The organism is Acinetobacter thutiue (assembly GCF_030385805.1).
GTDB classification, from domain to species: Bacteria; Pseudomonadota; Gammaproteobacteria; order Pseudomonadales; family Moraxellaceae; genus Acinetobacter; species Acinetobacter corruptisaponis.
Window position 1 is genome coordinate 360,692 of sequence record NZ_JAUDZE010000002.1, and the last position, 26,512, is coordinate 387,203.

General features: G+C 41.1%; 20 protein-coding genes and 1 tRNA gene. 13 read left to right on the plus strand and 8 right to left on the minus strand.

Features of this window, described 5'->3' with window-relative positions; genetic code table 11:
* Nucleotides 1–10: 10 nt before the first annotated feature.
* Nucleotides 11–325, plus strand: coding sequence for a DUF5713 family protein (locus tag QTA56_RS07760; RefSeq protein ID WP_004676667.1), 315 nt, complete (start codon nucleotides 11–13; stop codon nucleotides 323–325).
* A gap of 38 nt (nucleotides 326–363) precedes the next feature.
* Here QTA56_RS07760 and QTA56_RS07765 read toward each other — a convergent pair whose 3' ends face one another.
* Nucleotides 364–1,959 (minus strand): alpha/beta hydrolase family protein, encoded by a 1,596-nt coding sequence (locus tag QTA56_RS07765; protein WP_267980357.1) that lies wholly within the window; start codon nucleotides 1,957–1,959, stop codon nucleotides 364–366.
* Nucleotides 1,960–2,083: 124 nt separating this feature from the next.
* Nucleotides 2,084–3,034 carry a DMT family transporter gene (locus QTA56_RS07770; RefSeq protein ID WP_267980358.1) on the minus strand — a complete coding sequence of 317 codons (951 nt, stop codon included), beginning with the start codon at nucleotides 3,032–3,034 and terminating at the stop codon, nucleotides 2,084–2,086.
* A gap of 416 nt (nucleotides 3,035–3,450) precedes the next feature.
* On the opposite strand from QTA56_RS07770, the gene pnuC reads away from it, so the two are divergent.
* Together pnuC and QTA56_RS07780 are read left to right on the plus strand one after the other, a co-directional pair.
* On the plus strand, nucleotides 3,451–4,023 hold the full coding sequence (gene pnuC, locus QTA56_RS07775; RefSeq protein ID WP_267980359.1) for a nicotinamide riboside transporter PnuC: 573 nt from the start codon (nucleotides 3,451–3,453) through the stop codon (nucleotides 4,021–4,023).
* Nucleotides 4,024–4,137: 114 nt separating this feature from the next.
* Complete coding sequence (locus QTA56_RS07780) at nucleotides 4,138–5,310, plus strand: LuxR family transcriptional regulator (protein ID WP_267980360.1); 1,173 nt, start codon at nucleotides 4,138–4,140, stop codon at nucleotides 5,308–5,310.
* Between the two features lie 43 nt (nucleotides 5,311–5,353).
* Here QTA56_RS07780 and QTA56_RS07785 read toward each other — a convergent pair whose 3' ends face one another.
* Together QTA56_RS07785 and QTA56_RS07790 are read right to left on the minus strand one after the other, a co-directional pair.
* A complete protein-coding gene (locus QTA56_RS07785) occupies nucleotides 5,354–6,574 on the minus strand; it encodes a hypothetical protein (protein ID WP_267980361.1) in 1,221 nt (406 codons plus the stop codon).
* Between the two features lie 112 nt (nucleotides 6,575–6,686).
* Nucleotides 6,687–8,303 carry a phosphoethanolamine transferase gene (locus tag QTA56_RS07790; RefSeq protein WP_267980362.1) on the minus strand — a complete coding sequence of 539 codons (1,617 nt, stop codon included), beginning with the start codon at nucleotides 8,301–8,303 and terminating at the stop codon, nucleotides 6,687–6,689.
* A 325-nt stretch (nucleotides 8,304–8,628) separates the two neighbouring features.
* Between QTA56_RS07790 and QTA56_RS07795 the strand changes: the two genes are divergently transcribed.
* The 3 genes from QTA56_RS07795 (at nucleotide 8,629) to QTA56_RS07805 (ending at nucleotide 14,035) form a co-directional block, all read left to right on the plus strand.
* Nucleotides 8,629–11,736 (plus strand): multidrug efflux RND transporter permease subunit, encoded by a 3,108-nt coding sequence (locus tag QTA56_RS07795; protein ID WP_267980363.1) that lies wholly within the window; start codon nucleotides 8,629–8,631, stop codon nucleotides 11,734–11,736.
* A gap of 292 nt (nucleotides 11,737–12,028) precedes the next feature.
* Entirely contained in the window at nucleotides 12,029–13,366 is a 1,338-nt protein-coding gene (gene mgtE, locus QTA56_RS07800) for a magnesium transporter (RefSeq protein WP_267980364.1), read from the plus strand.
* Between the two features lie 78 nt (nucleotides 13,367–13,444).
* A complete protein-coding gene (locus QTA56_RS07805) occupies nucleotides 13,445–14,035 on the plus strand; it encodes a DUF4112 domain-containing protein (RefSeq protein ID WP_267980365.1) in 591 nt (196 codons plus the stop codon).
* 58 nt (nucleotides 14,036–14,093) lie between these two features.
* Here QTA56_RS07805 and htpX read toward each other — a convergent pair whose 3' ends face one another.
* Together htpX and QTA56_RS07815 are read right to left on the minus strand one after the other, a co-directional pair.
* Complete coding sequence (htpX, locus tag QTA56_RS07810) at nucleotides 14,094–14,999, minus strand: protease HtpX (RefSeq protein WP_267980366.1); 906 nt, start codon at nucleotides 14,997–14,999, stop codon at nucleotides 14,094–14,096.
* A 214-nt stretch (nucleotides 15,000–15,213) separates the two neighbouring features.
* Nucleotides 15,214–16,095 (minus strand): lytic transglycosylase domain-containing protein, encoded by an 882-nt coding sequence (locus QTA56_RS07815; protein WP_267980367.1) that lies wholly within the window; start codon nucleotides 16,093–16,095, stop codon nucleotides 15,214–15,216.
* Nucleotides 16,096–16,591: 496 nt separating this feature from the next.
* Here QTA56_RS07815 and ttcA point away from each other — a divergent pair, with 496 nt between their 5' ends.
* Nucleotides 16,592–17,497: a tRNA 2-thiocytidine(32) synthetase TtcA gene (ttcA, locus tag QTA56_RS07820; RefSeq protein ID WP_267980368.1), complete on the plus strand. Its 906-nt coding sequence runs from the start codon at nucleotides 16,592–16,594 to the stop codon at nucleotides 17,495–17,497.
* Between the two features lie 291 nt (nucleotides 17,498–17,788).
* Nucleotides 17,789–18,172: an SCP2 sterol-binding domain-containing protein gene (locus tag QTA56_RS07825; protein WP_004676693.1), complete on the plus strand. Its 384-nt coding sequence runs from the start codon at nucleotides 17,789–17,791 to the stop codon at nucleotides 18,170–18,172.
* Nucleotides 18,173–18,230: 58 nt separating this feature from the next.
* Here the strand turns inward: QTA56_RS07825 and QTA56_RS07830 are convergent, their stop codons facing one another.
* Entirely contained in the window at nucleotides 18,231–19,340 is a 1,110-nt protein-coding gene (locus tag QTA56_RS07830; RefSeq protein WP_267980369.1) for a transglycosylase SLT domain-containing protein, read from the minus strand.
* A 372-nt stretch (nucleotides 19,341–19,712) separates the two neighbouring features.
* Here QTA56_RS07830 and greB point away from each other — a divergent pair, with 372 nt between their 5' ends.
* Both greB and QTA56_RS07840 read left to right on the plus strand, forming a co-directional pair.
* Nucleotides 19,713–20,201: a transcription elongation factor GreB gene (gene greB / locus QTA56_RS07835; RefSeq protein WP_267980370.1), complete on the plus strand. Its 489-nt coding sequence runs from the start codon at nucleotides 19,713–19,715 to the stop codon at nucleotides 20,199–20,201.
* Nucleotides 20,202–20,297: 96 nt separating this feature from the next.
* Nucleotides 20,298–20,387: transfer RNA gene (locus QTA56_RS07840), tRNA-Ser, on the plus strand.
* A 223-nt stretch (nucleotides 20,388–20,610) separates the two neighbouring features.
* Here the strand turns inward: QTA56_RS07840 and QTA56_RS07845 are convergent.
* Nucleotides 20,611–21,345 (minus strand): hypothetical protein, encoded by a 735-nt coding sequence (locus QTA56_RS07845; protein WP_267980371.1) that lies wholly within the window; start codon nucleotides 21,343–21,345, stop codon nucleotides 20,611–20,613.
* 274 nt (nucleotides 21,346–21,619) lie between these two features.
* Here QTA56_RS07845 and QTA56_RS07850 point away from each other — a divergent pair, with 274 nt between their 5' ends.
* The 3 genes from QTA56_RS07850 (at nucleotide 21,620) to QTA56_RS07860 (ending at nucleotide 26,510) form a co-directional block, all read left to right on the plus strand.
* Complete coding sequence (locus QTA56_RS07850) at nucleotides 21,620–23,986, plus strand: hypothetical protein (RefSeq protein WP_326498148.1); 2,367 nt, start codon at nucleotides 21,620–21,622, stop codon at nucleotides 23,984–23,986.
* A 576-nt stretch (nucleotides 23,987–24,562) separates the two neighbouring features.
* The gene (locus QTA56_RS07855; RefSeq protein WP_267980373.1) at nucleotides 24,563–25,486 is read left to right on the plus strand and encodes a YagK/YfjJ domain-containing protein; all 924 of its coding nucleotides are present in this window, start codon (nucleotides 24,563–24,565) and stop codon (nucleotides 25,484–25,486) included.
* A gap of 64 nt (nucleotides 25,487–25,550) precedes the next feature.
* Nucleotides 25,551–26,510: a hypothetical protein gene (locus QTA56_RS07860; RefSeq protein WP_267980374.1), complete on the plus strand. Its 960-nt coding sequence runs from the start codon at nucleotides 25,551–25,553 to the stop codon at nucleotides 26,508–26,510.
* Nucleotides 26,511–26,512: the final 2 nt, after the last annotated feature.

Here is a 26,512-nt window from a genome sequence, read left to right on the forward strand (position 1 = left end):
CTTATTGTGTATGTTTGAAGATTTACTCCTCCCCATGTTTGACGATGAATATTATCCCGATATTCTGGTGGCCGAAGTCAAACAGCATATTCAGCAGTTCTCAAAAAAAGTAGCGGGTTCAGGCGTGTCTGAGTCGGATATTTATCGTTTCGCCCATCAAACCCTGATTGAAATCAATGAAATGAAACCGCAGTTTGATGATCTGGATTCAAGCCTGGATGATACGGCTGCCGATTATATTGCTGAAGCCATGATGATGATTGTGCAGGAGGCGGGATATTTGGAGATTGAAATGGAAGAGTTGATTGCCAATCGGGAGTGGTAAGCTGCACTCCCGAGCTAAGATTTCTCTTTAAAAAATAATTATTGCGCTGTTTCACTCCAAAGTTTGGGTAAAACAATTTGCCCTGAAATCCCTGCCTCGATTTTAGGCTGTCTGATTTTTTGATAATAGATACTTTCACTATTGATCAATAAACCCAAGGTATCATTTTTATGCAATTTTGCATTGACACTTGGAAGTTCAATATTTTGACTCTCTCCATCTTGCTGTGATGAACCCTGTATCACCTGATCATAAAGGCGTTTTTTTGCTGGATTCAATGGCGTAGTCTGTTCATTTAGAATCTGGTATTTGCCCGTCCTGGCTGATTTTACTGCAACGGAAATAAACAGGGTTGGATCCATTTGCCCAGACTTTGGCTCAATGTTGAGTGTCAACTGTGGTGAACCCGTCATATAAGTGGTTTGGGTTGCGCTATGAATGGGAATAAACACTGCCTGTTTCGCTGTTGCTGTAATCCATGTTTTGGCAATGCTGTAGTGTGTGCTAGGCGTTAAATCACTCAGATGATTCACAGGGCTATGATCAATACATAATTCAGGCAACGTTATAGGTGCCTGATCTTTAAGTTTCTGGTTAAACCACGCCATAATCGTATCTTGCAAATTATAGTGTTGTTTATTGCCACAACTGACTGACTTGCCAATATACCAAAATGGTGTATTGCCCAACGGTGAATGTTGGGCAAAAGGCTGTAAATGACCACCTTGAACACCGATTAAATGTACCTCATGCTGTGCATTCTGAATACATTGTGCAGCCTTGACTCCCTCATTAAATGGAAACAATACATCCCGAAATCCCTGAATAATCAGGGCATCTGCTTTTGGTGCCTGGGCATGTTCACAAAACCAGCTAGCCTGATGGGTTTTAAGGAAGTTATAGGTAGAATCCTTTAATTGACCTTGCTGGGTATCGACATAGGCCTGTTTCAATTCAGGATCAAACTTGTTCCAGTTCCACCAGTCACCAATCAGGTTGAGGAATGTAATCCAGTCACTTTTGGGAATCCCATTCGGGGCAAGGCTATTCACAATGTCATACCATGTTGTGATCGGTACAATCGCCTGTAGACGCGGATCTAAAGCGGAAACCAGATATTGTATGCCGCCTGCATAGGACTCACCAATCATACCTGCACGGACACCTTTCTGATTTTTTGCCAATTGAGGAAGATTCTGTTCAGCCCAGTTCATGATGCTGATCACGTCCTGAGCTTCCTTTTCAGGATCGGCAAGGCGAATTTTACCCTGACTGTTGCCATGCCCACGCTGGTCATAACTAATCACCCAATAACCATTTTGCCAGGCTGTTTTTGCCACTTGTCCAGTCGGTAGCAGAAAACCATACAGGCTCAGGCTAGGACGTTTCATACGGGACAAGCCAAAACCATGCGTATGCAATAACAAAGGCGCAGTTTGCCCGACCTTTAAATGTGGCTGATAAACAGTAAAAGCCAGTATCGTGCCATCGGGAGCGATGGTTTTTGCCTGATAATAGCGCTGTTTTAATTCACTGGTCTTGAGTTGGGTAGGGATAGGTTGAACGGCGGCATGCATACAACCCTGTAATGTCAGAACTAAGCCAAACCATAGCCATAAAAGGTAGGTACGCATCGATTTTTTCATCCTTGAGCAAATCTTTGGGAGCTCACAATGTGAGTGGCTATAGTTTACTGTGGCTCATCAATGGATACCATCCACTGATAGATCATTTTGGCTGACCTATCAGTTTTAATCGTTACAACACACGGGCTTTGTTGCGATAGGCATATAAAGACAGGCCTAAGCATAGGAAAATTAAACCCATAATCAAGTGTGAGCTAAGGGGTTCATGGTTAAAAAATACACCCCAAAAAGTGGCCAATACAGGGGTAAGGATCGTGATCAGCATCACTGTGGTTGGATTCAACTTCTGGATGAGGTGAAAATAAAAAATCATCGCGAGTATGGAAGAAAAAAACGCACTATAAAGTATAGCTAGACTTGCCTGTAAACTCGGCAATTGCGTTGGCATCTCATTCATAAAAAAGGGCAACAGGCACACATAGCCCAACCATGACACCAAGGTTGAACCTGTGGTCTGAATGATTGGATGGATGTCAGCACCAACTTTCGCCACGGCAAACATTGAAATGACATAAAGAAATACGGCCAGCATCACATAGCCAACGCCCAGCATATCCATCTGAATATGATCAGCGCCAATTCCCATCGTGAGCGCTAAACCGAATATGGCAAGACTCAGTCCATACCATTGGCGTTTTAAAAAATGTTCACGTTTTAAGATAAACACCGCAATCAAGCCTGACCATAATGGGGCGGTACCAAAAATAATCGAGATCATGCCAGATGAAATTCGGGTTGCGCCGATATAGCAAAAAGTCATTGAACCAAACAAGCCCAGTGCACCTGCGGCATAACTCATCAGGGATTTTTTATTGATGATGAGTTTTAGACGAAAATAAAACAGACAGATCAAGGCCAGAGGAATGGCAATGCTGAATCGTAGAAACAAGCCCCACGCCCAATGAATTTCATGCACTGTCCAGACGGCTGCCAATGGGGTCAATGACCAGATCAGCACCACAGCAATGAATTGACCGACTGTAGCAAGGCGAGGGTTGGCAGGGACTACAGTCGGTTGTACCTGTGTGGTCTGTATAAAATTCTTTTGCTGAAACTGTGACATGAGAAATCTCCTGTTATTGTTGCAATAGCAACGGTGTGTTTTTTTAGATTTAAAAAAATAGGGCAATAAAAAAGGTCGCTACTGAGGCGACCTTGCTGTTCAAATGATGCTTTTAAATTGTCATCGGCTGAATATTTGCAAAGTCCCCCGCATTAAAATGCAGACACGTCGCCATGCCGCACTGGCGGGAATGCTGTGCGGAATCATAATCAGGCGTGTAGAGGAAACTTGCTTTGCCAACATGAGCATGATTTAAAAATAAACGATAGATTTTTATAACATAAGCTTGGGTTGAAAAATAGTTATAATCTCAAATCATGATAAAAATATCAGTGAATAAAATAAAGAATTTGTGATTGCTTAAAATGAGAATTTTTCCATAATGATGTCATCCAGTTTTTATAAGAAGTTTTCTATTGTCTCCTCTAGAAATAATAGCCGTCATTATTAGTGTGATTGGGGTTGCCTTAACCATTCAACGCAATATGTGGTGCTGGTGGTTTAACTTTCTGGCTTTTATTTTATATGCCTATCTTTTCTTTACCTTTAAGCTGTATGGCGAAACCATTCTGCAATTTTTCTTTATGGTGGTTAATTTCTATGGTTTCTATTATTGGCTAAAAGGCAAGCGTCAGGATCATGAGATTCGGATTGAACCGATTGCCATTAAAACGGTTTTGCTACAAATGTGTCTGGCTGCAATCGGTGGCTTGTTGTTTGGCTTGATCCTAAAGCATTTTACCGATGCCGCCATACCAATGCTGGATTCACAACTGGCTGCATTTAGCCTGCTGGCGACTTACTGGACCAGCCGTAAGCATATTGCGACCTGGGTGCTGTGGGTATTTGTGGATATTGTCTATGTGGGCATGTTTATCTACAAGGAACTGTTCCTGACCGCAGGTTTATATGCTGCCTTTGTGTTACTGGCGGCTTATGGCTGGTGGCAATGGCAACAGGTTAAACGCAAGCAATTGGCTCATCCATAAAATAGGGGCAGGTGATCTGCCCTTAAAAAATATAGCGTTACAAAATGAGTGAATAATTCCTTAAGTTATTAATTTTTTTATATAAAAATTAAAGGTGCATTTAAAAGGATTTTTATGGGGCCAGAGCGTATGCAACAACTGGAGAATCATATTGTTGGGATGATTTATGATGCTGCCTTGGATCATCAGCTTTGGACACGGGTTTTACAGTCCATTGTTGAATATACACAGAGTAATACTGCTATTTTTACTGCGGTTGATCAGCTGAATCCCAGTTTTGATTTTGTCTATACCTACAACATTCCTGAATCAGCTTTAGAAGCCTATCAGGATGAATGTATCAATGTGATTGATATGAAACTGCATGTCCCTTTATGGCAGCAGGCTGGCATTGGCGGGGTGGTGCATGCAGATTTGAGTCATTATGCAGATATGCCTGAATATTCAGATGAATATATTTTTCATGACCGATGTTTAAGAACTGCTGGGATTAGCCGTTTTGGTGCTGTTCTGCTTGAACAGGGGAAATATCAATGGTCGGTATTTGCAGTACACCGTAACCCAAAAGCACCGCCCTATACTGTGGAGGAACTGCAACTGTTGGCCCGATTAGGCAAGCATTTGCGTCGTGCCCTACAAATTCATCGGCAGTTAAGTATTGTAAGGCAGGAAAACAGTGAACTGTATCAGTTGATTGATGGGCTAAGGACAGGCGTAATCATTTTAGATGAACAGATGAATATTGCCTACAGTAATCTTCAGGCCAAACATATTTTAGAACATTCTGCCTTATTGAGCATTGATCAATATAACCATTTATATGCTCCTGCCCAGTTTCAGGCACAGTTGCACCGTTTGATTCAAAGTGCCTTGTTTAAGGACAATACCGTTAATGCAGAAGATGTTGGCGGTGTTCTGGGAATTTATGGGCAACAGGGAGAACATCCGATTATGCTGACAGTCATGCCATTATCTGACCAGTCACATATCTTCCAGATTGATCAGCGACAACGGGTTGCGCTGTTTATTACAGAAGTTCATGAAAAGTGCCAGTTGGCGGAACAGTTTGTGCAGCAGTTGTATGGGCTGTCACATCGTGAAGTACAAATCTGTGTGCTATTTTTTAAGGGGTTGAAGACTGAGGAAATCTCAACACATCTAGGTCTGACTTATCACTCAGTACGGACTTATTTTAAAACGATTTATGCGAAAACGCAGTGTAATTCACAAGCTGAATTATTAAAATTGCTGGCAGGGTTTACACTGGATTTTGAGCATATCGTTTAGTTTGGGCCCTTTCATCGGTTTGAATGAAAGGGCATGTGTTGGATTATTTTATTCGTTTGAAAATTGCGGGTTCTTCATTTTCATATTGAACTGCAAGTGAGTCATTTTGCTTAATGGTGAATGTGTAGCTGTCTAGATCATATTGTCCAGGAACCAGCTCTGGATGATAGGAATCAACTAAACCAGCACAGCCTGTGGTGTCATAATAAATCTCAGAAACTTTCAGCGTGTTATTGGTGGCACTGTATTTACCATATTCTAAGCCATTGAATGCACAATCTTCTTCTGTAGTGTGCAGTAGGAAATAGCTATTATCGCTAAAGAACGTAAAGATGTGGTTCGGCATCTGCCATGAACCGACCAAACTGTTTTCCTGATTTGGAACCTTAGTCAGGGTATAACGGGCATTGTTGTCACTCGGTTCCCGTATTAGCAAGGTGTCTTTCTGCTCACCATAGGAAAGATAAATATCAGTGTCAGAACCTGCAAAGCCCCATTCACCATTTTTATCAATACTCGCGGTGGCTTTTATATGTGAAGTAATTGGATCAATATTAAAATTACCGATCTCGATACCAGCTTGTCCATACGCATCTTTAGCAGAGGCCTGTCCCATCACATAGTTGCCATTTGCATCCACATAAACCAGGGTTTTTTCTTTGGCCTTGGTTGAGGATAGTTGCCATACGCCTGCAATATCACTATAAAATGCCTTTCTTAAATTGACCTTGGCTGTTTCAGAATCCACTAGGGTTGTTCCTGATTCTGCTATCGTCTTTTTAACATTGCTGTCCTGTACAAACGCTGTTGAAGCTTGATCAAAATTGATGGGTGTCCCCGCTAAAACATTTTTGGTTTGATCACTGACCTGAATACCTGCTAATGCTGTATTACTGTCCAGAGACTGAATAAATGCAACCAGATTTTCCTTAACATTGGTTTTTTCAGATAGATCTACAGGAGTGAGGACTGCTTTGGCACTCACCTCATCCCCCAGTTGGACATTGCCTAAACTAAAACGAATTTTTTCTCCAGTTTTGTAATTAAATTCGCCCTTGTCATTGGTATCACCCTGTGTGCCGCCACTGGTTTGATAGTGAACACCTGAAACAATCTCGCCATTTCTAAATACACCGACCTTTGACTCATTTGGTTGGGTAGGGGGATTAGGATTTTCTGGGGTTGCAGAATCATGATCATTGTCAGAACCGCCACATGCTGTTAAAAGACCCGCTAAGGTAATGACTAAAAAAGTTTTTTTCATGGCATTTTTCTCTCTATGTTGCTTTATATTCAGCATAGAGAGATTTTATTTAACTGCATATCCGCAAATGTGGAGTATCGTAAGACTCAGGATTCGTTCTTAACTTTGAATATCAGGATGGCCTGTGTTTCCAATAAGGCCAATTTTCCTCAGGACTAAACTGATAATTGCCATCCAGCCAGTATGTCCGTTTTGGCGCTGACTTTTCCTTAAGTCCCATGATATGCATCAGGTTGTCATCAAGTTCTGCCGTGTTCAGTGTCCTGGTTTTATCCACACCAGTTGAGGGGATATGGTCATACCACATGATCACGGGAACCTGATAACCCGCCTTGGTATTTGGGCTGTGGCCTGCATAATCGATTTCATGCCCGACTTCATTGCCATGATCCGATACCACCATGAATGACCTGAAGTCTGGTACATGATCGGCCTGTAACTCATCCAGAAATTTGGCCAACAAGGAATCTTCATATAACACGGCGTTGTCATAATCATTGCGTAGCGAACGAATCCACGGGTCAATATCCCTGTTTTTAAGGTCAGTTTCCACCGCATCATTACTGGTGCTGGTAAAGCGGTTAAATGCTGCTGGATAACGTTCCTGATAGTTGGGATGGGCACCGATCAAATGCAGGATAATCAATTTTTTCGGTTCAGGATCAGCCAGTGCCTGCTGATAATCAGGGAGCAGGTTCTCATCCAGAGAACTGCTGCTACGTCCTGAACGCCTGTTTTTATAAATGGCTTTATCTGTATAGGAACCAAAAAGGGAGGAGAGATAAACATCGTCCTGATTACTGATCCAGTAAATTTTATAGCCTGCCGCTCGGGCATAGGCCAGCACACTCTCAGGGGAATATTTATCATGTTCCGATGCGGGACTTTCCGTCAATAAAACCCGTAAGGCATTGATGGTGGATGGAGCAGGTGAAAAGGCGTTACAAAACACTTTAAGCTGATCCAGTCGTTTACTGAGTTCTGGTGTGGTATCTCGTGGATAGCCACATACACCATAATTCAGGCTGGTGATACTTTCTGAAAGTACCAGAACATGGGTTTGTTTGCCTTTTGCCTGCTCAGTTAAGACTAGATTCTGTTTTGCGCTGAGATCCCATTGCTGATGTACAGCTTTATGTTGCTTGATCCTGTCTTTAAAATTCTGGATTTTGCTGTAATAATCTTGCCAAAATACCACAGGGTGAACTTTGCGCGAGGGCTTCATTAAATAGCTGGTGATTGTTAATAAGATCAAAAAAATAATAAAAATGCGGTAAAAACGTTGATTCCAGACTTGCAAAAGGTCATTTGCACTTAAATACTTAAATACTGCATAGCTATAGCTCACTGTAAGAAAAGTTAAGCTTGACAAAACGAGAATAAGAGAGGCGAGATGTAATTCAAAAAATTCCAGAATTTCCTGCTGATTGGTATTGGCAACCGCCTCGATAATAAAATAGGCCTCATTGTCACTGTTAAATAGAAACCATGTGCTGGAACGTAACAGTGCATCAAGCCAGAAAATAAACCACCATATGACGGTGAGCACATGCCAATATTTTTTCTGTTTAATGATGGCGAGAATAAGAAAAATTGTTCCAGGCAAGGATAGGAAGCCCAGTCGTAAACCATCGGTTAAATTTCCAGCAGAAATCAACAGACCACCCGTGATTAATGCGGGCAGCACAATAAGCAGCAAAATATTAAAATTTTTTAAGCTGGCTTTCATATGGTTCTAATACAGTGGGAGAGAGTAATAAGCGTGCTAATATCGGTTTAAGTGGAAGATGTGTCAATTCAAAATTGAGAAGTATTTGATTGCACAGCAAATTAAATTGTTTAGCAAAGCTTTAATTTCTCATGGAAATGAACATTGAAATTATTTCACTTAAATCTCCAAAATCCATTATTTCTCCGCAATTTCCGCTTTTTGCAATGATATGTTAATAGAGATGGTGTTTGCTGGAAAGCTCGGTAATGATCATATGCTGAAAGTCACCATATTTGTTTATGTTTTTGAAAAATTGACTGTTTCAACTATGGAATGAACAGCCGTGCTATCTAAGTTTTTTATTGAGCGACCCATTTTTGCAGGTGTACTTGCCATTATCGTCATGGCTTTAGGAATACTCGCGATTCTCAACTTACCTGTGGAACGCTATCCTGATATTGCACCGCCTAAAATTACTGTCTCAACAAATTATAGTGGCGCAGATGCCAAAACTGTTGAGCAGAGTGTTACTCAGTTATTGGAGCAGCAAATCCAGGGGCTTGACCATTTACTGTATTTTAGTTCAACCAGTGATGCCTCAGGCCGTAGCCGTATTACCATCAGTTTTGAAAATGGCACCAATCCAGATACCGCACAGGTTCAGGTACAAAATAAAATCAGTGGTGTGATTCGACGTTTACCCGATGCAGTACAGCGTCAGGGTGTCAATGTGACCAAGTCACTTGGTGATACCTTTATGGTGGTGGGGTTATATGACAGTACAGGAAAATCAACCAACATCACCTTATCCGATTATCTTTCAACCCATGTACTGGATAATTTAAATCGTATTGATGGGGTGGGTGAAACTGATGTGTTTGGTTCACAGTATGCCATGCGAATTTGGCTGAACCCCAATAAACTGATCCAGTACCACCTGATCCCCAATGATATTGTTGCAGCGATTAGTACCCAAAATACGCAGGTTGCCGCGGGTGCAATTGGTGACTTGCCTGTGGTGGATGGTCAATATCTCAATGCCAAAGTGACTTCAGGTTCCCGATTAAAAACCATTCAGGACTTTGAGCAAATCGTGGTTAAATCCAATGTCTCAGGCAGTTTTGTTTTACTCAAGGACATTGCCCGTATTGAACTTGGTGCAGAAAATTACCAGTCTTTTAACACCATTAATGGTTATCCAGCGGCAGGTTTGGGAATTTCACTTTCTTCGGGTGCCAATGCCATCCAGACCTCTAAACTGATTCACCAGACGCTGGATGAGTTATCCAGCAAATTGCCTGCTGGCTATAAAATCGTTTATCCACGTGACAACACACCTTTTGTTCAGGAATCCATCAAGGAAGTAATCAAGACATTGGTTGAGGCCATTGGTTTGGTGATTCTGGTGATGTTCCTGTTCCTGCAAAGCTGGCGTGCCACGCTGATTCCAAGTATTACTGTACCGATTGTGATTCTCGGTACTTTTGCTGTGCTGGAGTTGCTTGGGTTTAGTATCAATACTTTAACCTTATTTGCTTTGGTCCTTGCCATTGGTCTGTTGGTGGATGATGCCATTGTGGTGGTGGAAAACGTGGAAAGATTGATGCATGAGCAGCATCTCTCTCCCAAACAGGCTGCCACTGAATCAATGCAGGAAATTAGTGGCGCACTGATTGGGATTACGTTGGTGCTGACTGCGGTCTTTATTCCAATGTCTTTCTTTGCAGGTTCAATCGGTGTGATCTATCGCCAGTTTTCCATTACCCTGGTTGCTGCCATGATATTGTCACTGTTGGTGGCTTTGGTACTGACGCCTGCTTTGTGTGCCTTGATTCTAAAACCGAACCATCAACCTAAAAAATGGGCTGTTCACTTCAATAACGGGATTGAAAGTTTAAAAACCAAATACCTGAATTTAGTCCAGACCACATTGCGCTATAAAGCCCCTGTTCTGGTGGTGTTTATTGCATTGATTGCGGTATTTGCCTTGTTCTATAAAGGCTTGCAAAGCAGTTTCCTGCCGAAAGAGGATCAAGGAATCTTAAGTGTGCAATTTAGGCTGGTGGATAGCGCACCACTGTCCAAAAGTCAGGAAGTGGGTGAGTCGATTCGACAATATTTTCTCCAGAATGAACAACACAACGTCAAGCTGGTACTGATTCGGTATGGACGCAATAACTCAGGTACAGGGCAAAACTTAGGACAGGGTTTCATTGCACTGAATCATTGGGATGAACGCACGGGACAGAAAAATTCTGCCGAAGCCATTCGTAAACGGGCACTTAAATATTTTAGCCAATTTCCCAATGCCCAGATTAACGTGACCTTACCCGCTTCGGTAAATGGTCTGGGTTCAACCGATGGACTTGATTTCTGGATTCAGGACCTGAATGGTCAGGGCGATCAATTCCTTGATCAAAGCTTTAAGCAGCTACAGCAACTCAGTCAGAAATTTTCGAGCTTTGAAAATCTGGACAAGCAGTCAACCGACAGTAAAGCCACCCTGAATGTGAAGATTGACCATAAACAGGCGTTGGCAAATGGCCTAAATCTGAATGATATCAATAGCACCCTGTCAACGGCATGGGGTGGGACTTATGTAAATGACTTTATTGATCGGGGACGGATTAAGCAGGTGATTCTGCAAGGTGATGCGCCATTCCGTTCCAAACCAGAAGATTTATATCAATGGTCAGTCCGTAACAGTCAAAACCAGATGGTGCCATTCAGCTCATTCTCAAATACGTCCTGGGCAGGGAATCCAAGTATTGTGCAGCGTTATATGGGCTATAGCGCCCTGCAACTACAGGCCAATGTGGGCAGTGGCCAATCCTCTGGACAGGCCATGAAAGATATTGAGCAGTTGGTGGGCCAGCAACAGGGACTGGGATTATTGTGGACAGGGCTTTCCTATCAGGAAAAGCAGTCAACCAATCAGGCAATCTGGCTATATTTAATCTCCATTGCGTTTATTTTCCTGTGTTTGGCCGCCCTATATGAGAGCTTGCGTATCCCAATGGCGGTGATGACTGCAATTCCCTTGGGGATTGGAGGCAGTATTATCTTTGCGCATAGTTTTGGTTTGCCGAATGATGTGTATTTCCAGATTGCCTTGCTTACCACCATTGGTTTGTCCTGTAAAAATGCGATTCTGATTGTTGAGTTTGCGGCAATGGCACAGGCTCAGGGGAAAAATGCCATTCAGGCCGCATTGCAGGGTGCAGGCTTGCGTTTACGCCCGATTCTGATGACATCCTTTGCCTTTGGTGCAGGGGTGATTCCCTTGGTTTTTGCTTTTGGTGCAGGTGCGGTCAGTCGTCAGGAAATCGGGATCAGTGTTTTGGGTGGAGTGTTCTTTGGAACGGTCTTGGTGCTGATCTTTATTCCATTTATGTTTGTACTGGTTGCCAATATGTTTAAGCCTCAACATAAACTGGAAACCATTGAATAAGACAGTCTTTAAAATTCAATGCAAATGAATAATCAGGTCTATGAGTTAAGTCCATAGACCTGAATTGTTCATTTTTGTTAGCTCATTTGAGAATGAAAAAAATTATTTGTAGTATTGCCGTGCCGTATAAACGGCCCAATGAGGATTAATTGCCTAAATGGACACGCAGAGTTGTCGTTTTTCAAGAATTAAACATTTTTATATTGACCAAGTTCTGAATGAAGCGCTGATCAGCCAGTAAAATAAAAGGCTGATTGACTCTTCATGACAGATCATTGGTGAAGAGGCGGATATGAGCTCCAACAATTTCTTATATTTATTAAATGATGCACTAAAGAATAATCAGATTGAACTTGCACTTGATTCGGTAAAAACATTCCGTGCCGTTGACATTGCGGATGTGTTGACCCAGTTACCTGTGGAACAGGGGCAATTGCTGTTAACACATTTGCCCAAACGGGCCTATGTGTTTTCTTATCTTCCCCCCACTGAACAGGTCAATCTGGCGAAAGTCATGCCAAGAAATATTCTGGCTGAAATTATTGGCGAGATGTCATCGGATAAACGGGCTGATGTATTTAAATGTCTGGACCAAGAACAGCAGAATGCGCTGCTACCCGCATTGGCACAGGCTGAAAGGGAGGATATTCGCCAACTTTCCTCCTATGTTGAGGGAACCGCTGGAGCGATCATGAGTTCCGAGTATGCGACCTTAAAACCCAACATGATGGTGAACGATGCGATTAAGATGTTGCGTCTGGAAGCACCTGATACCGAGACAATTTACTTTGCCTATGTGTTGGATCAGGCACGAAAGATTTTGGGTGTTCTATCCTTAAAGCAACTGATTCTTGCGCCTGAGGAACAGAACATTAATGAGCTGATGGAAACTAATGTCCTGAAAGCCTATGTCGATACAGATCAGGATGAGGTCGCGAAAACCATTGCCCGTTATGACCTGTTGGCCCTGCCGATCATTGACCATCAGGACATGATGGTGGGAATAGTCACTTATGATGATGCAATGGATGTTGCCAGTGAGGAGGCGACGGAGGACTTCCTGAAAGTGGGGGCGGTGAATGCCTCATCTAAACTCAGTATCAAGTCGGCACCGATTTTGCAGCTCTACCAGAAACGGGTGTTTTGGCTGGTTTTCTTGGTTTTTGGCAGTTTGCTTTCGGGTATTGGGATTGCCCATTATGAAGACGTGATTTCGCAAAATCTGGTGCTGGTGTTCTTCTTGCCATTGCTGGTGGGAAGTGGGGGAAATGCGGGTTCCCAGTCCTCAACCCTCATGGTACGTGCCTTGGCTACGGGGGATGTACAGTTTAGGGATTGGTTTCATTTATTGGGACGGGAAAGTCTGGTGGCTTTGTGCCTTGGTGGAACTATGGCTGTTGCAGTGTCGTTGTTGGGCTATTTCCGTGGTGACGAAATGGTCGCCTTGGTGTTGGCAATCAGTATGATGGGTATTGTGTTGATGGGGTGTCTGATTGGGATGAGCTTGCCCTTTATCTTGAATAAGGCAGGACTTGATCCAGCAAGTGCTTCGGCACCTTTGGTCACTTCAATCTGTGATGCCACAGGTGTAATCGTGTATTTGTTTATTGCTTCAATGATTTTATTCTGAACTGTAATAATAATTGTACCGACAAAGCTTAAAAACTACTTTATTCTCAAGCATAAACAACGTTTTTAGGTTGAGTGAATGACTGGTCCAACACAAAAAAAATTAACCCAGCAGCAGGCAATTGCGGTGGAACGTGATCTGGCAAAATTTGCCAATACCATGGATAGTCTGGTCAGGATTCCATTTACTAAACAAGGGGTTGGTGCTGATGCAGCACTCAGTACCATTCCCTTTGCAGGTGATATTGTGGGGTTTGTACTTACACTCTATGCCTTTAAAAAGGCAAGGGAAGTGGGTGTTCCACAACATAAACTGAATGGTGTGGTCAGACTGGCGATTATGGATATGCTGGTGGGTTTTATCCCAATTATTGGTACTTTATTTGATGTATTTATTCGTCCAAGCCGCAAGACACTGGATATTGTGCATGAGCATATTCGTGAGGAATATCAGGTATACAGTGACATCCATGTGGTGCATCCATTCCTGCATGAATCCCTTGAGCAAAAGCAGAAAACCTCGGCATTTTGGCGTAATCCAATCGTAAGCTGGATTTGGTTAAGAATTCCTGACTTGCTGGGTATTGCGGTACTTATTCTATTGGTGATTGCCATGTGGGCTGGTTTTAGCTATTTATGGCAACTGTATCAGTCTTTCAAGGCTGGTTAGATTAACCAAGTAAAATAAAGCCTCCATTTTGGAGGCTTTATCGTTTATCTGGTTTAGATTATTGAACATTTAATTGCTGTAAGGCGGCAACACGTTGTTCAATGGTTGGGTGGGTTTGAAATAAAGCAGCTAAGCTAAAGCCTTGTTCCTTACCTTCCGCAATCGCAAATGCTTTCATTTCTTTCGGCATTTGGTCTGGCATTTCAGATTCCGCCTGTAAACGAAGCAGGGCAGAAATCATCGCCTGTTTACCAGCCAAACGTGCTCCAGCCTCGTCTGCGCGGTATTCACGTTGACGGGAGAACCACATCACAATGGCAGAGGCCAAAATACCGAACACAATGTCAAGTACAATGGTAATGGCAAAATAGGCCAGGCCTGGAGCTTCACCATCTTCACGACCAAACACGTTACGGTCGATAAAGTCACCTGCGACACGTGCAAAGAACATCACGAAAGCGTTGACCACACCTTGAATCAAGGCCAGTGTCACCATGTCACCATTGGCAACGTGTCCGATTTCGTGGGCCAGCACAGCACGAAGTTCATCTTTGTTCATGCGCTCAAGTAGACCCGTGGAAACGGCAACCAGCGCATCATTTTTATTCCAACCTGTTGCAAACGCATTGGATTGGTAAGACGGGAAAATACCAACCTCAGGCATGTTGATTCCTGCACGTTGGGCTAATTGAGCAACTTCCTGCAATAACCATGCTTCCGCCTGGTTACGAGGTGCATTTGGGTCGATTAATTCAGTCCCAGTGGTTTTTTTAGCCATCCACTTTGACATGAACAGGGAAATAAAAGAGCCCACCATACCAAAGACAAAACAGATGACCATCAGGTTGCCTAGATTTAAGCCACCCGCACCACGGTAACTACCGACACCGAAGAGTGACAAAATTATGCCAGCTACAACCAGTACCGCGAGGTTGGTTAGCAAAAACAAACCAATCCGCATCATTGAGAAAACCCTCTTATAAAGAAAAAGTGATCTGATTTATAAATTATAAACCATACCGTTAATATGCAGGGTGAACCCCAAAAATTCAAGAAAAAAATGGGGATTGATACATTTAATCAATAAAACAATGAACTGACGGTTAAACAGGGACTTAAAAGCAAATTTTTATAAAAAACAGCTAAAATCATCAGGTGAGAATAGATGAAGTAAATTGCTAGTCACTCAGGCGAATTCGGGCAGATGCAGTGGCATTGCTGGTGGTATATGTTCCCATCGGTGCATCAGTGAAAGTACCATCCGACAGGGTGATAATTTGACGGCTGTACTGTTTGGCCGTTGGTGCGGGTTCGGTAGGGTTGCTGGAATTCGTGGAATAATTGGCGGATTGCGCCAGCACTTGTCCGTTTGGAGTATTGTTGTTTGAGTCAGAAAGCGGGGTGCCCAGACCTGATGAATAAAGGTTTTGCAGGCGGCTGGTAACACGGCGTACATAGTCCTGAGTTTCACGGAACGGGGGAATACCGCCGTATTTGTCCACATTGCCTTCACCCGCATTATAAGCGGCAATTGCAAGACGGGTGTCACCGTTAAAACGTTTTAATAGCCAGCTTAGATATTTGACCCCACCAAAAATATTCTGCTGTGGGTCGTAGGCATTACTGACATTAAAGCGACGGGCTGTTGCAGGCATGAGTTGCATCAGGCCCTGAGCCCCTACAGGTGAGCGTGCATTAATGTTAAAGCCCGATTCGGTGTGCATGATGGCCTTAACCAAACCTTCTGAAACGCCATGTTGCTGGGCGGCCTGCCGAATCAGTTGGTCAAATGCATTTTTGTTACGGCTGTAGCTTGGCAGAACAGAGGCTTCACTCGCGCCCCAGTTACTATAACTGTGAATGTTACTGTCAGGATAATAGGTGGCTTTCACCACTTTTAAATGATTATATTCTGCTTTCTTGCGATTGGTCAGCAGGGTGGTGCCATTGGTGTCTTTAAATTGATAAATGGTCTGCCCAGCATACGCGGTCGATACTGTGCTATGAAAAAAACCGATTGACCCCAAACAAAGAGCAAAAAAATAAGTTGTTTTGTCCATCGTTATAATATTCACAAAAGATGAGCTTAAGTTCTTCACAGCAGTTTAACAAAAAAAAGCATAAAAAGTACTTTGGCTACAATTTTTTTATTTTTCACTGTCTGACAAAAATCAAGTCATTTTGTGCGAATGTTCAGCAAAAAAAATTAAAATATTTTTTTTAAAATCGAAGTATTGACTTATATAACCTATTGATTTTATTTTAATAAAAACATTGGTTAAAAAATGATCAATCTAATCGAACGCCTTATTTTAAGATAAAAACAGTTTGTCAATAGCGTAGAAATCCACAATTTTATCCACAGGTTTTGTGGAAAACTGTGGAAAAGTTTGAAATATAAGCAATCCAGACAATTTTTACTTATTTTGGCAGAATTTTACCAGTATGAAACTCTAATATGACGATTCAAAGAAATTGAAAAAATTCTTTAGGTGCGCATTTTTTCGGAATCATATAAAATCTTGCGGTATTTTTGTTTATGGGTAAATCACGTCTATGTACGCGCCAGTCGAGTCCAACCAAGGATTTAATTTCAAGCCTGAACTTCCGACCAGTTCGGCATATTATCGCCTGTTGAAAAAGCTGCGTCGTCAAGTTGGACATGCGATTCGTGATTACAACATGATCGAGGATGGCGACAAGGTCATGGTCTGTGTTTCGGGCGGTAAGGACAGCTACACCTTGCTGGACATCCTGTTGCAGTTCAAGCGTATTGCACCAATCAATTTCGATATTGTTGCGGTGAATCTGGACCAGAAACAGCCTGGCTTCCCAGAGGACGTTTTGCCACGTTATATGGAAGAGAACAACATTCCCTACTACATCCTTGAAAAAGACACCTATACCATCACCAAGCGTTTAACACCTGAGGGCAAGACCTATTGCGCTGTGTGCTCACGCCTGCGCCGTGGTTCCCTCTATGGTTTTGCCCAGGAGATTGGTGCAACCAAGGTCGCGTTGGGACACCATCGTGATGATATCATGGCCACGTTCTTCCTGAACCTATTCCATGGCGGTAGCCTAAAGGCAATGCCACCGAAATTACTGTCTTCAGATAAAAAGAATATCCTGATTCGTCCTTTGGCCTATGTCGAGGAAAAAGACATTATCAAGTATGCAGAATTGCGTAAGTTTCCCATCATTCCTTGTAACCTGTGTGGTTCACAGGAAAACTTACAGCGAGCCATCATCAATGACATGCTGCGTGAGTGGGATAGACAATATCCGAAACGCCTGCACAGCATCTTTGGTGCATTGCAGAACGTTTCTCCATCACAACTGGCTGACCGTGAGTTATTCGACTTTGAGGCGCTGGACGGGCAACGTGAGTTTGATATGAAAGATCCTGAGGAGATGAAGAATCGTCTGGATGTGGTGAACCTCAGCTTTGCTGCGGAATAATCCATATAATCTTCTGCCATAATCAAATAACTTGACCGCAATACATGATGAAATCTGTATTGCGGTTTTTTATGATTTTATTTACAAACAATTTGCACTAAAAAAATTCAAATTTTGATCAATAAGCGATAAAGGTAGCAATAAGCATCTAAAAAATTCAGTTCGAGGTACAAAAAAGCATAGCCTAAACTAAAAATTACATGCTATAACAGGGCACAAGCAAATTGCTTCATGTGATGTCGTCTGGATAGATGGCACAAGAAATTGAACAAATACATTTGAGGAAGAATCATGGCTGCATTTTTAACTGATGATTGGTTTGCAACTGTTGAAAAACTTACTGCTGAGGCGGGTGATTTAAACTTACCACCAGCACTTGCGAATTTAGCGATTAACTTGGTTGTTACAGATGCGGCTGGTAATACAGAGTTGGCTTTAGATGCGGGTAAAATCCAAAAGGGTTTATCTCCAAACGCTAAAACCACTTTGAACATGGATGCGGAAACTTTACGTAAAGTATTCCTTGAGTTTGACATGGCTGCTGCGATGCAGGCATTCATGACAGGTAAAATCAAGGTTCAAGGCGATATGTCCCAGCTTATGGCTTTACAGACAGCTAAACCAAGCCAGGAACAAAAAGACCTATTCAAGAAAGTGCTTGAGCAAACTGCTTAATTGTTTTCTGAACAAAAAAGCTTACCCAACGGTAAGCTTTTTTTATGCCTGTCTGGATTCAGACATCAATGCGGTTACTGGTTTTGATGTGCTCTAGATAGGTGCGGATACGGGTGACGTATTGAACCGCTTGCTTATAGCGACCATTTCTAGCTTGATTGCGCTGTAAATAGTCATATAGGTTCACCCACTGATTTGGGTCCTTGCCCTGAGCCTTGATCCGTTTCTGAATCTGGTTCACTGCACCAGGTCCCATGTTGTATGCCACCAGCGCATACCAGTTACGGTCTGGGTAGGCTACATTGGCATATTGATCCAGCATCAGGTCATAATACTTCGCACCACCCTGAATACTCTGTATTGGATCAGATCGGTTACTGACACCCATTGCCTGCGCTGTACTGTTGGTCAGCATCATTAAGCCGCGGACACCCGTGGGAGACACCGAGCTAGGCTTTAGGTAAGACTCCTGATAGCCAATTGCTGCCAACAGGTGCCAATCCAGATTGTATTTTGCGGCACTTTGCTTAAAGCTCGCCTTATAAATAGGTAAACGTTGATTCAGGTCTTTCTGAATAGTTGACCAGGATTCAGGTTTGACCACATTCCGATTATAGAAAGAAGCGAGTTGTTGAGTGGTGCCTGATTGCTTGCTCTGACAGACAAAACCACTGGCTGTCAGGGTAAGGGGATCATCAGCCTGTTTAAACACCCAGTTAAGCTGGGGATTTAGTCCGTTACGACTCAAACTTGCTTGATCACCACAGCTTGCCGAGAAAGAAACCAGTTGTTTGCTCTCAATTGCCGCCAGTGCTGCCGTGGTCATGGCCAGGTTTGCCTTACCTTGGGCAACCCATTTCAATGCGGTTGCATTGTCTGGAACAGTTTTAAAGTCAAGTTTTACGTTGAGGCTCTGTGCATAGTTGCGGGCTAAATCATAGCCGAAACCATGCAGAAACTGACCGTCTTTAAAAACAGTGGTTGGGTTTTCAACTGCAACCACTGTTAAAACATTGGTTGTCACAACCGTGTTGTATTGATGTGATTTTTCTGCATTCAAGCTATTGAATGGCATAATGACGATGCCTAAAGCAAGGGCCTGGAATGGTAGCTTGGAAGATAAAGAGTTAAGGCCAGGCCTAGACCCAGAACTTGAATTACTGTGCATGTTGTCTCCGCTACAGGTAATTTATGCCCTAAAAATTGAGGCAAAACTTCACCACAACTTCTAAAAGTTGATAAATTAAATCGGGGTGGGCAAGTCATGAACGTCATTCAAAATGACATTGGGTTAATGGAAAAATGATGAAAATGTTTCACATCACTTACAAAGTGTATAAAAAGTAAACAAAAAACTAACTTAGGGGCGCATCTTAAGCGTCAAAAAGGAGCTTGTCAAATTTTGATCAGTAAAAATATGAGAAATACATCACAAACACATGATTTGAAAAAGAATAAAATTTATACACTTTAGTCGTGTTGAAATAAGGAATACAATGCAAAAACTTGTAAATGGATTGTTGTTGTAGCGTTTTTAAATATGAAATCGAACTTGATCACACGTAATGGACATGACTTGCTGGTTGCTGAATTAAAAAAACTATGGCATGACGAACGTCCAGAAATCACCAAAAAGGTAAACTGGGCCGCAAGTTTGGGAGACCGTTCAGAAAATGCAGATTATCAATATAATAAACAATTACTTAGAAAAATAGATCGTCGTGTTCGCTATTTGGGTAAGCGTTTAGAGGAGTTGAAAATTGTTGACTTTGTGCCTGAGCAGGAGGGAAAAGTCTATTTTGGTGCCTGGGTTGAAATCGAGAATGATGATGGTGAACAGAAAACCTTGCGTATCGTGGGGGTGGATGAAATCTACGACCATCATCCTCAGCATATCTCAATTGAATCTCCTATGGCGCGGGCACTGTTGAGCAAACAGGTGGATGATGAGGTTGAGGTGCACACGCCATTAGGTAAAAAAGTCTGGTATATCAACTCAATTCAATATGAAAAACCTGAAAATGCTTAAAATAACAGTGTTTTGCTTTTATTTTGAGCACTTGATATGGGCTTTTAAATAAAATATTTGCCAAGTTGAGCTTTTATTTATATGATAGTCGCCATTGGAAGCGTGGCAGAGCGGTTTAATGCACCGGTCTTGAAAACCGACGAGGGTGTGAGTCCTCCGTGAGTTCGAATCTCACCGCTTCCGCCAAATATTTAAATAAGCCCTTGTTTTTACAAGGGCTTATTTTTTATATGTACTTTTATCCCACATAAAAACCCACATAAAATTTTGGATTTGAATAGTCTACATAAGAATAATTCAGAGGGCTTTGGATAATAGATAAATTGAGTTTAAGTTGATCTCTTGCAGAATAAGCGATTTGTAGATGTACTACACATTTGATTCTTAATCCTGTTTTTATTGCTAATGATCATTTTGATCTTTTTATTGGGGGGATTATGATCAGGCTTTTTTTTAACTTTTCTGAGTCTACTTTGATTGTAGCTGTTGTATGTCTAATTCGAGGTTGACCTATTTTACCTTGGGTGGGTGATTGCGTGCCACGAGCATTGTCTTTTTGCTCAATAGCTTCTTTTTTCTGTTCAGTAGATGCAGTCTTTCCACGTTCTGTCTCGCATAAGGTCATTTCATTTTGAAAGGGGGGTGTAGGGAGGACGTTGGGACCAGCCTCATTTGTAGATTGTGTTTCTTCATTGATGCCTTGACATGATTCTGTAGGGGGGTGATTTTCGTTCTCAAGTTGCATTAGATTTAGAGAATTTTTATCAATATTGTCTAAATCATTTCCTAGTCCTTCTTGTGAATCAGTCTTATCTAGAAATGGGGGGAGAGCAGGTTTCAGGAGTAAACTCTGCCGATAGCTTGCGAGCTCTGATAAATAGGTTTTTTCACGCTCATAAGCTAAATCTAGTTGTTTCTGCAAGGTGATATTTTGCAAATGTAGCATGTTTAAAATATGTCTAAAATTTTCTTGATTAGTTATTTTTGTTTTCTTGATTGCTAATGAAGTAATAATCTGTAGGGCATCTTCGTAATTTATTTTACCATTTAAAATCATTAATTTGCCTATTTTATTGAGATAGTAAATCTTTGATCTAGAGAGACCTGTCAGTTCGCTCAGTTCAATAACAGTCACTTCTTTCATGATTGGTTATGTCTAAAATAAGTATAATTATACATAATTTTATATAAAAATTGACTATTTTGCCATAATAAACTTAACTCTTAGAGTGTGTTAGCGCTTTAGAAAAATGCATTTATATTATTCGCAGTGAATAATATTTTTATTTACTGTAAGCAATAGTAAAATTTGATGTGAATAATAGTGAAAATAACTATGCTTAATGTGGTGGAATTTATTGTATAGTTTGACTCAATCCAGCTAATATAAAGGGTATTCATTGGTTTTGAGTATGTTAATGGATAATTATAAGCTAATAATTAAAGATAAAGATCTATTTGATTTATTTTTTAATCAAGTCCCTTATATCTGGCAAGCCGTAGATCGCTCCGTGAAGCAAGATCAGGTGTATCAACCCGCTTGTTTATATAAAGAGTCTGTTCAAGTTATTCGCGCAGTCGATAAGTTTGTGGATGATTTGAAGTCTGGAAGTTTGCCTCGGGCGACTCAGTTGGGAATTAGTGTGACTGGGCATGCTGAATTTGACCCTTTGTTTCTTGTTTATTTTAAGACCCTTCAATTTGAGCGCAAAATGTTCGATATGACCTATCTTGAACTTGGCTTAAATTGGATTTATTTTCAAAAGTTTTTGGAAGAAGATGCAGTTAAGCTACCAAGTAATACTGCTTGTATTGAACAGGTTCTGTTGGGTTCTGATGGTTTGCAGGAACGAAAGCAACAATGGTCACCTTCAAAATTCACATATTTAAAAGCATGGAAATTGATAAATTTCTTTTCTGACTTACAGAAAAATCCATCATATATTGAAGAAACAAATAGACAGGCTCAGCAGGTTGAAGACGATATCAATCGTGCTTTTGCGGATTTTGATACGCTTTTATCAATACAGCAGGAAGTGTATACCTTGGTGATTGATGTTCGGTTTGTGCGGACAGTAGGTCAAGCTGAGAATGAATCGTTAGGGCAATTGATTAAACAAGTACTTAAAGATCGGGCTGATCTACAGAATGTGATTTTTCAATTGATCCCTGATTGGCTTCATTTACATACTAAGCTTGAACATGATTATCAAAATGGTTTAAAGCTTTCATGTATTTTTATACTAAGAAGTTACAGCATTGATCAGGAAGACGTTATTGTTGCCCGTCTACAAGCATTATTGAGGAATAGTTTTAGTCACTACGATGCGATTGATGTCGTTAATGGAAATGAGTTTGTACGAACACATGGTAGGAAACATGCTGTTGGTCGTATCGGAATAAATACACCTGTTCGGGTTGAACAATTTAAGTATTGGGTACTCAGCTATTTTTTTAAAAGGGATTCATTTGCTAAGCTCATACATCCTGAAATATCTTTTAAGGTGAATGAGGTTTATGTGCATCAGAATTGGCAACAGCCTGAAATAAAGAAGCAGGCTGTGTCATCCAAGATAAGCCCTCCACCTAAAAATCTTGCGCAGGTAGTGCAGGAATACAAAGTACCCAAGGGTATATGGGATGTTAAACATCTTGCGAAGCGTGTAGCCGATCGTCTGCTCGTTAGCCAGATTTACTACAAAGAATTTTGTGCTGAACAAGGTATGTCAAAACAACATGGTGAGTGGTTATTCCAAATTGAAGTATTTATTGAGACTTTGTTACACAATCAACAACCAGCTTTTAATGAGGTGAGATCAGCACATCAGACCTACTTTTTGAATGCTAGAGATATGCAAGCATCCGCTACACAGCTTGGCCAGCAGTATTTATCGCTTGTGAAGCAGATTGTAGGTGATTTTAACTTTTTTGGGCAGATTGATCATTTAATTCAAAATTACGGTCTACGTACATGGTGGTTTGGGCATGAAGACAATTTGAGCTTGCGGATGGTTTTTCAACAGATTTTTACAGACCTTATATTTGATCAGCCAGTAGACTCCGCTGTGTTAGGCCAGTTAAATACAAAACTCCAAGCTGTAAGGAATTATTTTCTTGCAAAACAACAATCAGAAGTAAATAAACGTGAACTTCTAGAAAAGCATTATGCTCAAGGTGTACGGAGGCATACAGATACACGAGAATACCTTAATAGTGTATTAGAGCAGAATTGTTGGGCTTATCGTATTACTGTCAATGCGAGTTCATCAAAGGGGTATTTGAAACAGTCTGAACTATCAAAATTATTTACTGAGTTCATGCGCTTAGCAAAGCGAGCTAAACCTTGTTATTGGTTGCATGGCTACGTAGGTATTTGGCAAGAGACGAACTGGCAGATTGCTTCAGAATTTACATTAGATGTTGTATTGTTTTTTAATGATCGTTGTCAGGCGCAATTACAAACTCTAGTCTATGATCTAGATCAGCGCTGGAACAAATTTCTTGATATTAAAGCTGCTCAGACTTTAAAGCTGCAAGATGCAGAAGATATAAAGTACCATGGCGCAATTAAACCGAAAATATTAATGCGTTCGGTTGATGGATTGAATACAGAAGATAAGACTCAGAGTACGTATTATGTCTGTCTTGAAGCTCATGATCGTAAAATGAAAAAAAGAGTCATTGAACATGTCATACCCTATTTCGCTTATTGGAATGTATTTCACGCTCCGTTCAGTCAGATAGTCCCCAAAGCTTTTATTAAAGGTGTGATACTTAAAAAATAGTTGGCCTTAGCGTTGAGCAAGTTTATTGTAATCCACTCATTAATTTCAAAGGTGGACCCCTGCCAAAAAGATTTGTGATTAAGTGAACCTGTTTGTGGAAAGGGGATCATGGTAATCGGATTTATAGTCTAACAAGCTGTAGAACGTGGCACGACTTAGGTTTGCAATAAAAGCTAATTTCTGCCGTAACTCTCGTAAATGAGATTGTTTCTAAAAATACAGGATTTATAGGGTGGGGGGAATTGGATTGACCTATGAACCGATTGATTTTGCAACTACTAAGTCTTGTGATAAGTCGGTAAATAATATTATTAATTAAATACTTAATATTAATTAATATTCAATCATAAACACCTCACTAATATACTCATAGTGAAATTAGAGACTTAACCGTGATGTCTACTGAATCTTGATACAGTCAATTAATACGCTACTATTCCTAAATGCAACTTATAACGATCAGTCCTGAGATCGATCTGGGTCTTGGAATAGGGTTCACCATGTAGGCATCTTCATACATAAAAAAATAAAGTTGTCTCCTTAGTTATGTACCAAACATAACCAAGGAGTATCTCAATGCAATATGACCTATCTCATCAGGCAGGCGTCATGACAGCCGTAAATGGCTTCGTTGACTGGGTGCTGAATCTGGAGCTAAATCAATCTTCCTTTATCACGCACCTTTGTTCATTGATCCCTGCATTTCAGATTTTTGATCAAAATGGTATTGAGTACAGTGCATCCATTCAGGCTTTTAAAGATATGACTCTAGCCATTGAAGAACTAAGAGGGGCTCTATGTCTTGAGGATTACTTGATACGGCTATCTTCTGTTGAGATATTAAAGTTAATGCGAAGATTGAGAGGTCACCGTAGTTTGATTCTAGATGAGATTCGCTTATTCAGGCAGCAGGAATCAGATAATCAAACCAGCTTTTTAACTTATGTTCAGCAAATGATTCAAGATCATTATCAGGTTCTAATTGTCCGTGTGGATTTGGTCTATTTAAAAGACTATATGTCGAATGTCACAGTTCATGACTTCTATCTCCATATTCAGTCTTTATGCAGGTACCTAAAAGATAAGAATGGCTGTTTTAAGCATTTATTGGGTTATGGTTTAGCTTTAGAGCAGGGGTATAAAAAGGGTTATCATGCGCATCTAATGCTGGTCTATAACGGCTCAGAACGTTGTCAGGATCGGTATCTAGGGGATCTGGTTATTTTAAAGTGGCAGGCCATTACTCATGGTTGGGGTTATGGGAGGAATGGCAATACCAAAGAAAATAAAGATCAGTTTGCCAATAAAGGCTTACTGGGTATTGGCAGGATTCACCGTAAGCATCCAAAAGAACTTCAAAATGCGTTGAATGTTGCTCGTTATTTGACGCATCCAGAAAAGTATTTGCAACGGCTGTTAGTCAAACCGATTGGGAAAAGAACATTCTTTAAAGGTGTTTACCGAGTGCATGGTCGTAACTATCAGCTTGTATCTGGTTAAGTGCCTGTAAAAAAATATGGATGAAACAGTTCTATGAAATCCACAACTTTGTAGAACAACCTCCATGGATATTACATACATTGAGCACCAAACAGCACCACGTCTAGAGAAAGATGTGCATGACTTTTTTACTCAGGCGCGTTATGGGGCTTCAGGTCCCAAGAAAAGCGATGTTGAAAATGAAAAGAATCTGAAACAGGAATGGTCACAGGTTTTTTTAGATTATTTTGGCGATTGGAATTTTTTGATGTATTCGCATCGAGAGGCTGAGCTTGGCTTCTGGATTACTCTATTTCGAAAAGCTTATTTTTGTGTGTTATCACAGGTAAATCCGTATGCACGTTACTTTGTACCTGATACGACGCATACTACGAAATGGATGGTTTGGCAGATTCTTGAAAAACTAAAAACACTATTTAGGACGACAGGCTTTATTGAGTCTTTACATCAGTGCAATGAGCAATATGAGAAGCACATTAATCAAATTCGAGATGCTTATATTGAGGTGAGTAAGAGAAATATTGATGCACCAGATCTTAAGTTTTATCTGAGTTTTCCTTCAGGAACAGAGCAACTGCAATCAATTGATTGGGTGATTCGATCTTTTCGAGTATTTGAAAAAAACTTGAAATGCCAACCTTGGTTTAGAGGGCAGGTCATATTTACTTACTATCACTTAATTCGTGATGGCTATAGAAACTGCTATGTGATTCGTTTTTACTTAACCTTTCAAAAAGTTTTTTATTCTATTGATATGAACTATTCAGCTTTGATACTGCGTTTATGGCAGGAAGCAACTGATGGATTAGGAATGTTATTGATTATAGATGAGGAGCGATCTAAGCAGCCAGCAGCTAATCCTTTTGGTTTGGGCCGTGATGATGTTCTGGCATTTCCTGAGCCACAGGACCCATTAGATGATTTAGATAATGTGCCTGAAGCTGCTTCTAGTGTATCGGAAAAGATGAATAAGATTTGTATCCTAACACGTGGGTTTAAAGCCTTTCATGGCAAAAAATGGTGATT

Excerpts from the sequence above, each read along its gene's own strand:
- QTA56_RS07850 (WP_326498148.1), top strand. The coding sequence starts at position 21,620 with ATGGATAATTATAAGCTAATAATTAAAGATAAAGATCTATTTGATTTA.
- QTA56_RS07830 (WP_267980369.1), bottom strand. The coding sequence starts at position 19,340 with ATGCACAGTAATTCAAGTTCTGGGTCTAGGCCTGGCCTTAACTCTTTA.
- QTA56_RS07780 (WP_267980360.1), top strand. The coding sequence starts at position 4,138 with ATGGGGCCAGAGCGTATGCAACAACTGGAGAATCATATTGTTGGGATG.
- ttcA (WP_267980368.1), top strand. The coding sequence starts at position 16,592 with ATGTACGCGCCAGTCGAGTCCAACCAAGGATTTAATTTCAAGCCTGAA.
- QTA56_RS07770 (WP_267980358.1), bottom strand. The coding sequence starts at position 3,034 with ATGTCACAGTTTCAGCAAAAGAATTTTATACAGACCACACAGGTACAA.
- QTA56_RS07805 (WP_267980365.1), top strand. The coding sequence starts at position 13,445 with ATGACTGGTCCAACACAAAAAAAATTAACCCAGCAGCAGGCAATTGCG.
- QTA56_RS07765 (WP_267980357.1), bottom strand. The coding sequence starts at position 1,959 with ATGCGTACCTACCTTTTATGGCTATGGTTTGGCTTAGTTCTGACATTA.
- QTA56_RS07845 (WP_267980371.1), bottom strand. The coding sequence starts at position 21,345 with ATGAAAGAAGTGACTGTTATTGAACTGAGCGAACTGACAGGTCTCTCT.
- htpX (WP_267980366.1), bottom strand. The coding sequence starts at position 14,999 with ATGATGCGGATTGGTTTGTTTTTGCTAACCAACCTCGCGGTACTGGTT.
- QTA56_RS07855 (WP_267980373.1), top strand. The coding sequence starts at position 24,563 with ATGCAATATGACCTATCTCATCAGGCAGGCGTCATGACAGCCGTAAAT.
- QTA56_RS07815 (WP_267980367.1), bottom strand. The coding sequence starts at position 16,095 with ATGGACAAAACAACTTATTTTTTTGCTCTTTGTTTGGGGTCAATCGGT.
- greB (WP_267980370.1), top strand. The coding sequence starts at position 19,713 with ATGAAATCGAACTTGATCACACGTAATGGACATGACTTGCTGGTTGCT.
- mgtE (WP_267980364.1), top strand. The coding sequence starts at position 12,029 with ATGAGCTCCAACAATTTCTTATATTTATTAAATGATGCACTAAAGAAT.
- QTA56_RS07790 (WP_267980362.1), bottom strand. The coding sequence starts at position 8,303 with ATGAAAGCCAGCTTAAAAAATTTTAATATTTTGCTGCTTATTGTGCTG.
- QTA56_RS07760 (WP_004676667.1), top strand. The coding sequence starts at position 11 with ATGTTTGAAGATTTACTCCTCCCCATGTTTGACGATGAATATTATCCC.
- QTA56_RS07825 (WP_004676693.1), top strand. The coding sequence starts at position 17,789 with ATGGCTGCATTTTTAACTGATGATTGGTTTGCAACTGTTGAAAAACTT.
- QTA56_RS07860 (WP_267980374.1), top strand. The coding sequence starts at position 25,551 with ATGGATATTACATACATTGAGCACCAAACAGCACCACGTCTAGAGAAA.
- QTA56_RS07785 (WP_267980361.1), bottom strand. The coding sequence starts at position 6,574 with ATGAAAAAAACTTTTTTAGTCATTACCTTAGCGGGTCTTTTAACAGCA.